This window comes from uncultured Gilvimarinus sp. (genome assembly GCF_963975215.1).
Lineage (GTDB): Bacteria > Pseudomonadota > Gammaproteobacteria > Pseudomonadales > Cellvibrionaceae > Gilvimarinus.
The window spans coordinates 60,670-71,678 of sequence record NZ_CAXBFW010000020.1 but is presented as its reverse complement, the minus strand read 5'-3'; the positions used below and the strand labels follow the sequence as shown (position 1 = coordinate 71,678).

General features: G+C 54.5%; 7 protein-coding genes. 4 read left to right on the top strand and 3 right to left on the bottom strand.

Translation table 11 applies throughout. From position 1 onward, the window contains the following. The first annotated feature begins 506 nt into the window (after positions 1 to 506). Positions 507 to 1,367, top strand: coding sequence for a HEPN domain-containing protein (locus tag AAC019_RS13035; RefSeq protein WP_339899410.1), 861 nt, complete (start codon positions 507 to 509; stop codon positions 1,365 to 1,367). Positions 1,368 to 2,260: 893 nt separating this feature from the next. Here AAC019_RS13035 and gcvP read toward each other — a convergent pair. After that, positions 2,261 to 5,170 carry an aminomethyl-transferring glycine dehydrogenase gene (gene gcvP / locus AAC019_RS13030; RefSeq protein WP_339899409.1) on the bottom strand — a complete coding sequence of 970 codons (2,910 nt, stop codon included), beginning with the start codon at positions 5,168 to 5,170 and terminating at the stop codon, positions 2,261 to 2,263. Positions 5,171 to 5,451: 281 nt separating this feature from the next. On the opposite strand from gcvP, the gene AAC019_RS13025 reads away from it, so the two are divergent. Together AAC019_RS13025 and AAC019_RS13020 are read left to right on the top strand one after the other, a co-directional pair. Beyond that, entirely contained in the window at positions 5,452 to 8,013 is a 2,562-nt protein-coding gene (locus AAC019_RS13025) for a protein kinase (RefSeq protein ID WP_339899408.1), read from the top strand. Between the two features lie 149 nt (positions 8,014 to 8,162). Continuing rightward, positions 8,163 to 8,930 (top strand): hypothetical protein, encoded by a 768-nt coding sequence (locus AAC019_RS13020; protein WP_339899407.1) that lies wholly within the window; start codon positions 8,163 to 8,165, stop codon positions 8,928 to 8,930. A gap of 107 nt (positions 8,931 to 9,037) precedes the next feature. Here the strand turns inward: AAC019_RS13020 and bfr are convergent, their stop codons facing one another. Together bfr and AAC019_RS13010 are read right to left on the bottom strand one after the other, a co-directional pair. Next, on the bottom strand, positions 9,038 to 9,514 hold the full coding sequence (gene bfr, locus AAC019_RS13015) for a bacterioferritin (protein WP_339899406.1): 477 nt from the start codon (positions 9,512 to 9,514) through the stop codon (positions 9,038 to 9,040). Positions 9,515 to 9,697: 183 nt separating this feature from the next. After that, entirely contained in the window at positions 9,698 to 9,907 is a 210-nt protein-coding gene (locus AAC019_RS13010) for a bacterioferritin-associated ferredoxin (RefSeq protein ID WP_041523562.1), read from the bottom strand. A gap of 344 nt (positions 9,908 to 10,251) precedes the next feature. Here AAC019_RS13010 and AAC019_RS13005 point away from each other — a divergent pair, with 344 nt between their 5' ends. Beyond that, positions 10,252 to 10,854: a peroxiredoxin C gene (locus tag AAC019_RS13005; protein ID WP_339899405.1), complete on the top strand. Its 603-nt coding sequence runs from the start codon at positions 10,252 to 10,254 to the stop codon at positions 10,852 to 10,854. Positions 10,855 to 11,009 lie beyond the last annotated feature (155 nt).

Below are 11,009 nucleotides of genomic sequence, written 5' to 3'. Positions count from 1 at the left end.
GCTTCCATGCGCTCGCGGCATTAGTGCATCCGTGCACGTCAAAGGCCACCCCGGCATCTCAGCCCTAACGGGTCCCCTCGCTCCGGCCGATTTTAGAGGGCCGCATCGACACGCCGTCCATGGCGTGGCGATGCTTGCGCAAATGTCCTATTTGCTTACCCCCTAAAATAGGCCTCCGCTCGGCTGGCTGCAGGGGCCCAAAAGCGGTACTTCGTAGCTGATTGGTGCGGGTGGTTGCGTTTATTACTTTGGCGTAATATTCTGCGTGAAACATAAGCGCCCAGCGTACCACCACTGGACAAGGGTCTGTCAGAACGTGCCGTATTTCCTTTTCTAGGAAAAGCATTTTGCCTTTCCTTAAATCAATCTCTATCGGAGATAGGTTTCCGTGGAAAATGTGATATTGGTAAATGTTAAACGATGTCGCATGAGTTCATGCTTTAGATCATCAGAGACCATCTTCTGAGCTTTTGCACAAAAAATTTTCAATGTAAGGCTTTACCCTGATGGCTCGCGCGCCGTTTATGGCGCACATTGGGCGGCACAAACTCACAGCAATTGAGGTCGATAATATGCCCTTCGCTCCTTATGCGAGTGAGCAAGACAAGCTGGAACGATTCGTCAACGCGTTCGGTACGCAGTCATTCCGAGACCAAGCGGACCGAGATTACATTGCGGCCCGGTTGACCTGTCGACATGAGCTGTTTCCCCAGTTCCTTTGGTCTTCACATCAAGCGATAGAGAAGTATCTAAAAGCCATCCTTCTCTACAACCGTATCAAAGCGAATAAAGTAGGCCACGATCTAGCTCAAGCCTTGTCACTTACTCAGTCCTTATCGTTCGAAATCAGACTCTCGAAGAGGAGTCGTAAGTTCATAGATCACTTGGCAGAGATCGGTGAGTTCAGGTATATCGACGTTCCCTTTCATGTGTATGGCCACATACTGCTCGACCTCGATTTGGCTGTTTGGGAAATCCGCAGATACTGCCAGGTTCTAGATATCGCTGGGAAACAGCTCCCGTTTGAGGAGCAGAAGCTACTTGATACTGCATGGTCAGACTTAGCCAGCAGTGAGGCAAATCCACGATACAAGTTTCGACTGCATGGCGGCCTACTAGAGAACATCGTCAGCGATAGAAAGCACCCCAGTCGGGCTGCATTGCTCTGGCACAACCCTTGTTTCGGCGTCCGAAGGCGAGCCACAGTGAAGGCAAAGAATCACTTTAATGCGGAGAACTCGCTTTTGTACCTCTATCCCGAAATGCTCGACGAGTTGCTCAAGTACGTCTTTATTCCTAAGAAACTGGTTGCGGGCTACCGACGGCACCTTTCAGAAATCAAGGCTGGGGCCAAGGCTAGGCCGTAGCTGTGACATTCAGCATTTCGGATAAGTGGGGCTAGATGAAACTTATGACGCTTTTTTCTGAGATGGATGTTTTGGTTGTCATGGTTGGCGACATGGGCATATAAAAAGCGGCGTTAACGGTATCCAGCCGGTGCCCTAAGGCAACATACTTAGTGCAGCTGATCGAATACTTCTGGGTGTTGCTCGGCAATACGTAAAAGTGCGATGGTGGGGCCTTGCGGCTCTCTAGGCCCTTGCTCCCAGTCTTATAAAGTCCGAACATTCACGCCCACAAAGCCCACAAAGGCAGGCTGCGACATTTGCAGCTTTAGCCGAATTGCCTGTGGTGGTGAGGGCTCCGTCAGTTGATTGGTTCGCAGAGCTAACTTACCTTTTTTGAACTGCTTAATCTCGTCGAGCTCGGTCAGAGTTTTAGTGTCTAGTTTTCCATCAATTATTCTTTATGGCTTCTGCGATTTGCTTGAGAGCGTGCCCCGAAATCGGAGCATGCTCAGATTGACAATACAAGGTGAGCGTCCATGCTTCGATATTTGATTGCGGTGTCGGCCGAAAATTTGTCGTGAACTAGCTGTTTCTTTCTATCTACGAAGTACCGCTTTTCAATCCCTTGCAGCTCGCCGAGTGGAAGTCGATTTTTGGGGTTGAGCGAAAGGGATTTCGCGAGAGAGCTTGTCGGGGCATGGACGCCCCGTCAAGCCGTGCCCCTAAAATCGGCTGGAGCGAGGGTAGCCGAAGGCCGAGATGCCAGGGTGCGTTTTTTCGTCCCTTTTTCGTCGCATCACAAAAAGGGACTCGCCCGCCCGGCGACTGAGGGCAAACAGATTAAAGGGTAAACCGCAGTACGTCGTATAGCACCCAAAAAAACGAGCGCCACAGACCCAAAGTACCGAAATCTAGTTTCGGTACTCCTCCACTGCAGGACAAGAACAAACCAAATTCCGATCCCCATACACATTATCAATCCGGTTCACGCTCGGCCACACTTTATGCTCTTTTAACCACGCCGCCGGGCGGCTTGCTTGCTCGCGGGTGTAAGGGCGATCCCAGTCGGCTTGCATGACATCGTCCTGGGTGTGGGGTGCGTTGTGTAGGGCACTGGTGTCGTAGCTGACATCGCCGCTTTCGATCTGGGCGATTTCTTTACGAATGGTGAGCATGGCCTCGCAAAAGCGATCCAGCTCGGGTTGCGATTCGGACTCGGTGGGTTCGATCATTAAGGTGCCGGCCACCGGGAATGACATGGTCGGTGCGTGAAAACCAAAATCCATTAAGCGCTTGGCGATGTCCTCTTCGGTGATGCCGCTGGCGTCTTTTAATGGGCGTAAATCCAGCAGGCATTCGTGGGCAACAAAACCCTCGGAGCCTTTGTACAAAATGGGGTAGTGATCGCCCAATTTTTTCGCCACGTAGTTAGCATTAAGGATGGCTTTGTGGGTGGCCTCGGCCATGCCGGTTTGACCCATCATTTTTATGTACATCCAGCTAATGGGCAGGATGCTGGCCGAGCCCCAGGGGGCGGCCGAGATGGTGCCGTTGGCGGTGTCGGTGTTGGGCACGGGTTGCACCGGGTGGGCGGGCAAAAAGGGTTTTAAGTGTTCGGCCACGCCGATGGGGCCCATGCCGGGGCCGCCGCCACCGTGGGGGATACAAAAGGTTTTGTGCAGGTTTAAGTGCGACACATCGCCGCCGAATTTACCCGGTGCCGCTACGCCCACCAGCGCGTTCATGTTGGCGCCGTCGATATACACTTGCCCGCCAATGTTGTGCACGGCGGCGCACAGCTCGGTAATGCCTTCTTCAAATACACCGTGGGTAGATGGGTAGGTGACCATAATGCAGGCGATGCGGCGGCCGTACTCGGTAATTTTTGCGTTTAAGTCGGCGAGGTCGACGTTGCCTTTGGCATCGCAGTTCACCACCACCACCTTCATGCCGACCATCTGGGCGGAGGCAGGGTTAGTGCCGTGGGCCGAGGCGGGGATCAAACAAATATCGCGCTCGCTCTCGCCGTTGTGTTCAAAGTATTTTTTTATGGCGACAAGGCCCGCGTACTCGCCTTGGCTGCCGGCGTTGGGTTGCAGGCTGACGGCGTCGTAACCGGTGCAGGCCTCGAGCATTTGTTGCAGCTCGGTAAATAATTGGCTGTAACCTTGTGCTTGGTCGATAGGCGCAAATGGGTGCAGTTTGCCAAACTCGGGCCAGGTTACCGGGATCATCTCGGCGGTGGCGTTGAGCTTCATGGTGCAGGAGCCGAGCGGAATCATCGAGTGATTCAGGGCAATGTCTTTTGCCTCTAGCCGCTTTAAGTAACGCAGCATGTCGGTCTCGCTGTGGTAGCTGTTAAATACCGGGTGGGTGAGTACCGCATCAGTGCGCCGCTGCACATCGGGCAATCCGTGGGGCAGATTGCCGCTGGCGAGCTCAGCGTCCAGCCCATTTAAATCTAAACCGTGGTCGCCGGCGCAGAACACATTAAGCAATTGGCTGATGTGTTTAAACGTTGTGGTCTCATCCAGGCTGATGCCCAGGCAATCGTCGCCCACTAAGCGCAGGTTGATTTCGTTACCTAAAGCGCTTTGATAAAAACCGCGCTGGGCATCGCGCCCGACTTTAACGCACAGGGTGTCAAAGTATTGCTCGTGGCGTAAATCAAACCCGTGCTTTTTAAGGGCGGTGGCGACGGTATCGGTTAAGCGTGCAACGCGCTCGGCAATGCGGGTTAAGCCGTCGGGGCCGTGGTAGATGGCGTAAAACACGCTCATTACCGCCAGCAGTACTTGCGAGGTACAAATGTTGGAGTTGGCTTTCTCGCGGCGGATGTGTTGCTCGCGGGTTTGCATCGCCATACGCAACGCGGTTTTGCCGCGGCTATCGACCGAGACGCCGATAATACGGCCGGGAGCGCTGCGCTTAAAGGCATCTTTAAAGCCAAAAAATGCCGCGTGCGGGCCACCAAAGCCCATGGGCACACCAAAGCGTTGGTTGGTGCCAATTACTACATCGGCGCCCATCTCGCCGGGTGATTTAAGCAACATTAGTGCGAGTAAATCCGAGGCGACGGTCACCAGTTTTTTCTGCTCGTGGGCGGTGGCGATAATATCGGTTAAGTCGCGCACCTCGCCGGTGGTGCCGGGGTATTGCAGCAGGGCGCCAAAGCACTCTGTGTCGGCGAGCTTTTCGGCCTCGTCGACAATCACCTCAAAGCCAAAATGTTCGGCGCGGGTTTTAACCACAGCAATGGTTTGCGGGTGAGTATCGGCGGCCACAAAAAACGTGTCGGAGCGGTTCTTTTTGTTTTGCCGTTTGCACATGGCCATCGCCTCGGCGGCGGCGGTGCCTTCATCGAGCATCGAGGCGTTGGCCAAGTCCATACCGGTTAGGTCGATGATCATTTGCTGAAAGTTTAACAGCCCCTCTAAGCGGCCCTGAGCGATCTCGGGCTGATAGGGGGTGTAGGCGGTGTACCAGCCGGGGTTTTCCAGTACGTTGCGCAAAATAACGTGGGGCACGTGGGTGTCGTAGTAACCCATGCCGATAAAGCTTTTGTACAGCTTGTTTTTGCCGGCGATGGCTTTTAGCTCGGCCAGTGCCTCGACTTCAGATTTTGCCTGCTCAAGGGCCAGTGGCTCTTGCAGGCGGATTTTACCGGGCACGGTTTTCTCGATTAGCTCGTTAATTGACCCCAGTCCCAGCGCTTGTAGCATCGCGCTGGTCTCCGCCGCATCGGGGCCAATATGGCGGCCGATAAAGGCATTGTGGTGGGCAAGCTCGGCCAGAGGTGCGCGGCGAAAATCCTGAGTCATAGGGAGTCTCTTTAATTACTGGAAACGGGTCGCTGGAACGGGATTACAGGGGTTGTTCGTCGCCGCCATATGGGGCGTGCGACAATCGGACAAACACCTGTTTGAAGGGGCGCAATAGTAGCAATTGGCGGGGTTTTGAGCAATTGGCGCCGACTAAATAACACCAGCGGAGTGTATGGGTTGTCACTGTTTTGCGATAATATAGGATGCGGCAATAAACGCCGCAAGCGGTTTGGCGCGCCCCGGAGTGGGCGTGTTGGTTTATTTTACTGGCGCAGTGCATGGAAATACCCGGATATAAGATAATTGATACCCTCGGAGAAGGGGGCATGGCGACGGTGTATCTCGCCATCCAACAGAGCTTTGAGCGTGAAGTGGCGCTTAAAGTTATGTCGTCACAGCTGTCAAAAGACCCGAGCTTTGGTGAGCGTTTTGTGCGCGAGGCCCGTATCGTCTCGCGTTTGGTGCACCCTAATATCGTTACGGTGTACGACGTGGGCGTACACAAGGGCAACCACTACTTATCGATGGAGTATGTGCCGGGCGAAGATTTAAAGCAGCGGCGCACCCGCTTAAGCCTGACGCAAATACTCACCTTGACCAAGGATGTGGCCCGGGCGCTGAACTACGCTGGCAGCAAAGGCTACATTCACCGCGACGTTAAACCCGAGAACATTATGCTGCACGCCGAAGACGGCCGCGCAGTACTGATGGATTTTGGTATCGCCCGCGCCACCGACATTGGCTCGGGGATGACTCAAACCGGCACCACCATGGGCACGCCTCATTATATGAGCCCCGAGCAAGCCAAAGGGGTAGTGGTCGACCCGCGCGCCGACATTTACAGCCTGGGGGTTGTGCTGTTTCAGCTGTTGGCGGGGCGGGTACCCTTTGATGCCGATTCGGCCGTGGCCGTGGGTATTATGCATGTATCCGAGCCGGTGCCTACGCTTCCCGAGTATGTGGCGCTGTTTCAGCCGATTATTAATAAAGCACTGGCAAAAACCCCCGATGCCCGCTATCAGAGCGGTAACGAGCTAATTGCCGACCTGGAGGCGCTGGACCCGGAGGCCTTGCTGCTCGCGCAAGAGCAGCTGGCAAAAGCCCCGGCGGTTAATTCTGTATCGGAAACCGAGGCAACCCCCTATACCACGCCCGTGGTGGCGGCGCGCACTTTTGTGGGGGCCGGCGAGGGCAGCACCACCGATTTTCGGGTGAGCGATCTGGACGGTATTGGCGACTATGGCCGCACGCCGGTGGCGCCGGGCAATCACGCACAGGGCCGTAGCGGGTTTGGTTGGGGTGTTGCCTTGCTGTTAGTGGTAGGCACCGGCGCCGCCGGTTGGCATTTTTGGCCCGAGCTTGAGCCTCATTACCAGCGTCTAATCAGTGGCGCGGCGCCGGCGGCGAGTTTGACCGACACAGTACCTGCGCAAACTTCAATCGCTGTTGCGGGCTCTGCTCCGCAAACAAGTTCAGCGGCGAACAATGCCGAATCAACCCGCTCTGAGGCAAACAGCGCGGAGGCCGCCAACACCGAAGCCCCCACTTCACCAGAGGGCCGTGAGACGGAGATAGACACCTCAAGTGAAGAGCCATCGGATTTGGTGTTAACCGCACAGATGCTGCGCAAGCAGCTCGAGCGGGATCAGTCACAAGCGGTGTTGTTGGCACAGTCTTACCGGCAGTTATTAAACTCCGATAACCCCGCCGACCGCGAGGCCGGCGAAGCGGGACGGGCCGAGCTGGCGCAGTGGTTTGATGCCCGCTTTGCGGCTGCCCTTGAGGCGGAGGATGTGCAAGCGGCTCGCGAGCTGTTGGCGATTGCGCGGCAGGCGTTGGATGACCGGGCTCGGGTAACGGGTTACCAGGAGGCACTGGCGCCGCTTGAAGCTAAAGTGTGGCTGCAAGCAAAGCTCGCCGATGGCGCGCGTTATGTAGAGCAAGATGCATTGAGCTCACCCGACGGGGCCAATGCGGTAGAGAGCTATCGCGATGTTTTGCAGGCTTACCCCGACAACACAGAGGCCCGGGCGGGTTTGCAAGCAGTGGTGCGGCGCTATCATGTGTTAGCTCAAGCCGCCGAGGCCGCCGGCGAGCCCCAGCGTGCGTTAACGCTGGTAGAGCGGGGTTTACAGCTCGATGCCGGCGATGAAGCGCTTAACCAAATGCGTGATCGCCTACTGAGCGTGGATGCCGAGATTGCCCCGCTGATGGCCCAGGCCCGGGAGCAGCAAGCCGCCGATCGGTTAATTTCGCCCAAGGACGATAGTGCGTTTGCCACGCTGCAAAGTGTGCTGGCGATTGAGGCAAATTACGAGCCCGCCTTGCAGCTGCTGGACGAGCTGGAACAGGCGCTGATCCGGCGCATTGACAGTATGATTCGCGGTGGCGCTCTGGAAGAGGCCTCGCTGCAGCTGGCCAGCGCCCGGGATCGGTTTCCGCAAAGCCAGTCGCTGCTAACCCGGCGGTTGCAGCTAGAGCAGCTAACCGAGGCCAATTTGCCCTCGGTGTCGAACCTGACGGTGGCCGCGCAGCCAATTGCTGAGCTGAGCCGTCAACGCAATTTGGTGTTGGTGGCCGATCGGGTCATTTACCTTGGGTTTGAGTACAGCCGCTTTAATGGCGCTACGGGGGTGATTCAGGCCAGTTTGTACGATGGCTCACGCAGCCTACAAATCGCCCAGGTGCCGGTGATTGTCAGTGGTGCGGAAGGGGTTAAGTTTTTTCGCATCGAGCGGCCGGTTGCCGGTTTTAGTGAGGGCGGTTATCACGTCGATCTTACCCTGGGTGATCAGCGTTTAGCCTCGGTGGCGTTTCAGGTTGTGGGGCAGAGGCCCTAAACCGGTGGCCTAAAATAAGCCGTTGCGAAAACTTAATCCCGGCGGTACATTGCCGGGTGTACCGCGGGCAGGACAATAACAAACCGCTACTGGCCTACGATTTAGGGTTATCACGCGATTGCCGCACTGATAACACCACGAGGATCACCATGAAACAATATTCTATTGCGAGCTATCTATTGCTGGCGCTAACGCTGAGCGCGTGCCAAACGCCGCCCGATGTTAAGCAGGTTGAAGCGCAAAACCTGCAACTGCAAACCGAGTTGGCGCAGGCGCAAAATAAAATTGACGCGCTGGCCTCCGAGCAAGCGCGCCTGCAGCGCGAGATCGACGAATTAAACCGGGTAAAAACCGTACTCGACACAGAGAAAACCGTTCGGGTACAGGAGTCGAGCGAGTTGCGTGGCCAAGTGCGACGCTTTGTACAGCGGCAAATCGACATGCTGAAAGAGTTTATGGTGCAAAGTGACTTGCTTGACTACGTGGGTGGCGAGCTGGTGCAGCGCAGCAACGTCGATACTAAGCCCTTGCTGCTGGTGGATATGGCCAACCCGATGCCGGGCAGCGGCACGATTACCGGGGTAAGCGCGCATTTTGTTAAGCCCGGCACTTTTAACGTGCAAGTGATGCGGCCGGTGGATGAGCAGTTGGTCGTGATTTGGCAAAGCGCCCGATTAAAGGCGGTAAATTCGGGCGTGCAGCGGGTTAACTTTCCCGTCAGTGTCGGAGTCGAGCGGGGCGATGTGATTGCCTACCAGTTTAATGAGGCGGGCGTTGTTAGCTTTGACACAGGTACTGGTGATACGCGCTACAGTGATGATTCAGTGGCGCTGGGCGAGCTGGTAAATACTCGCAGTTTGCGGGGTGAGCAAGATAAACGCGCTTACTCGGTTGGGGTGTATGGGTTGTTAAATTGATTGTCGGAGAACGGGGAAAGGGGTACGGATAACGAAAAAGGGCTGGATTTTGCAATCCAGCCCTTTTGAATGGCCGTCAACCGTCAACCGTCAACCGTCAACCGTTACTATTCATCCCCCGCCATTTTCGATTGCAGGTAGTTTTGGATGCCCACTTTGTCGATCAGGCTTAGTTGCGTTTCCAGCCAGTCTACGTGCTCTTCTTCTGATTCTAAAATATTGTTTAGAAGGTCGCGGCTTACGTAGTCACGTACCTGGTCGCAGTAGGCGATGCCTTCGCGTAAATCGGGGATGGCTTTTAGCTCGACCTTTAGGTCAGATTCCAGCATCTCTTTGGTGTTTTCGCCAATGTGCAGCTTACCCAGATCTTGCAGGTTGGGCAGGCCCTCTAAAAACAGAATCCGCTCCACCAGCATATCGGCGTGCTTCATCTCATCGATTGACTCGTGATACTCGTGGTCAGCCAGCTCTTTCAGGCCCCAGTCTTTGTACATGCGGGCGTGCAGAAAGTACTGGTTAATGGCAACCAGCTCGTTGCCGAGCACTTTATTTAAAAACTCAATTACCTTCGGATCACCTTTCATGACTGTCTCCTCGCCGGCGCGGGCTGCGCTTAGTGAACTAATCGGCGTAAGTCTGGCCCTGAAGAGCTAGTCTGTCAAGTGTAAGTGTTTGATGTGTAAGGAGATTTTAATGATTAAGAGATTTGTTCTTATTGCGTTTTGCGTCTGTTTAGCGATGTCAGTGGAGCAGGGCGGGGCCTAGGTTTAGGCCACCGCGTAAAATTGTGGCATACCGGCAATCATGGGGACCTCTTGCAGGGTCTCGTCCAGGATTTCGCGGGTGAGCGACGAGCATTTGCCGCACTGGCTAGCAACGCCCAACGCCTTGCGTAGCTTGCCTAAGCTATGAGCGCCATCGTGTACGGCCGCCTCAATTTGGCGGTCGGTAATGCCTTTGCAGAGACACACGTACATTCGTAACAATACCTGCGTAATAGTGAAGTAATAATGAGATAGTATTGTTAATGAGAATCTGTGTCAATAATTTGTGAGAATAATTGGCATTAAGAATTGGCTGATTTGGTTCTAAGCGAGCGACGGTGTGGCTCGGTGCCAGTTAAAAACAATCGATGCGATAACTAAAATCAATGTGACTCACTAAATAGAATGTGTAATATAGTGCAACACTATTAGAGCTTATGCTGCTAATTGTTAAAACTTTATCAAATCTTCATCGAAGAGCGGGTTGCAATTAACGGTGCGGCCCCCATCTTTCGGTGGAGCTTTATTTAGTCCGTCAAACTTATGGAGGTTACGACATGGGCGTATTAGTAGGAAAACAGGTTCCAGATTTCACCGCAGCGGCTGTATTGGGCAACGGCGAGATCGTTGATGAGTACAAGTTGGCTGATGCCATCAAAGGCAAAAAAGCGGTTATCTTCTTTTACCCGCTGGATTTCACCTTTGTGTGTCCCTCTGAGCTGATTGCTTTTGACAACCGTTTTGAAGCGTTCCAAAAGCGTGGCGTGGAAGTAATTGCCGTATCGATCGACTCGCAGTTTACTCACAGCGCATGGCGTAACACCCCTGTAAACGAAGGCGGTATCGGCCAGGTTAAATACACCATGGTTGCCGACACCAAGCACGAAATCTGTCAGGCGTTTGACGTTGAAGCCGACGCCGGTGTTGCGTACCGCGGTTCGTTCCTGATCGACGAAGAAGGCGTAGTGCAGCACCAAGTGGTTAACAACCTGCCACTGGGCCGCAACGTTGACGAGATGCTGCGCATGGTTGACGCATTGGCGTTCCACCAGGAGCACGGCGAAGTTTGTCCTGCTGGCTGGCAGGAAGGCGACAAAGGTATGGACGCATCGGCCTCTGGCGTTGCCTCTTACCTGTCTGAGAACTCTGGCAAGCTGTAATAGCCGTTAGTTTCTCAGTTAAAAACCCGGCTTTGGCCGGGTTTTTTTGTGCCTGACATTTACCTAACGCGGCCGTGCGGCCCGGTTATAACCGAATGTGCGCTGTTTTGGCAGAAATGGCGTTTGCCTAGAAGAAAATAAACTAAAAAAACACT